The sequence below is a fragment of the Vibrio ichthyoenteri ATCC 700023 genome (assembly GCF_000222605.1).
GTDB classification, from domain to species: Bacteria; Pseudomonadota; Gammaproteobacteria; order Enterobacterales; family Vibrionaceae; genus Vibrio; species Vibrio ichthyoenteri.
Map to the genome: position 1 here is coordinate 1 of NZ_AFWF01000313.1, position 1196 is coordinate 1196.

Annotated in this window: 1 protein-coding gene; it reads left to right on the forward strand. The window is 46.1% G+C overall.

Annotated features, from left to right (window positions below; translation table 11 throughout):
* On the forward strand, positions 1-1184 hold a 1184-nt coding region (gene tuf / locus RH85_RS20600), incomplete at its 5' end, for an elongation factor Tu (RefSeq protein ID WP_006714681.1).
* Positions 1185-1196: the final 12 nt, after the last annotated feature.

The following is a 1196-nucleotide window of genomic DNA, read 5'->3' on the forward strand; positions in this document are numbered from 1 at the left end:
TGTCTAAAGAAAAATTTGAACGTGTAAAACCGCACGTAAACGTTGGTACTATCGGCCACGTTGACCACGGTAAAACTACTCTTACTGCAGCTATCTGTACTACTTTGTCAAAAGTATACGGCGGTTCAGCTCGTGACTTCGCATCAATCGATAACGCTCCAGAAGAGCGTGAGCGCGGTATCACAATCTCTACTTCACACGTAGAATACGATACTCCAGCTCGTCACTACGCACACGTAGACTGTCCAGGACACGCGGATTATGTTAAAAACATGATCACTGGTGCTGCACAGATGGACGGCGGTATCCTTGTAGTTGCTGCTACAGATGGTCCAATGCCACAAACTCGTGAGCACATCCTACTAGGCCGTCAGGTTGGTATCCCTTACATCATCGTATTCATGAACAAATGTGACATGGTAGATGACGAAGAGCTACTAGAACTAGTAGAAATGGAAGTTCGTGAACTTCTTTCTGAGTACGATTTCCCAGGTGATGACCTACCAGTTATCCAAGGTTCTGCACTAGGCGCACTAAACGGCGAAGAGCAGTGGGAAGCTAAGATCATTGAACTTGCAGAAGCTCTAGATTCTTACATTCCAGAACCTGAGCGTGCAATCGATATGCCATTCCTAATGCCAATCGAAGACGTATTCTCAATCCAAGGTCGTGGTACAGTAGTAACTGGCCGTATCGAACGCGGTATCCTAAACGTAGGTGACGAAGTAGCAATCGTAGGTATCAAAGATACTACAACTACTACTTGTACTGGTGTTGAAATGTTCCGTAAACTGCTTGACGAAGGTCGTGCAGGTGAGAACGTTGGTGCACTTCTACGTGGTACTAAGCGTGATGACGTTGAACGTGGTCAAGTACTTGCTAAGCCAGGTTCAATCACTCCACACACTAAGTTCGAGTCAGAAGTATACGTACTTTCTAAAGACGAAGGCGGCCGTCATACTCCGTTCTTCAAAGGCTACCGTCCACAGTTCTACTTCCGTACAACTGACGTAACTGGTGATATCTCTCTACCAGAAGGCGTAGAAATGGTAATGCCAGGCGACAACATCCAAATGGTTGTAGAGCTAATCGCTCCAATCGCAATGGATGAAGGCCTACGTTTCGCTATCCGTGAAGGTGGCCGTACTGTAGGTGCTGGTGTTGTTGCTAAGATCTTCGCTTAATTCTTAAGAATT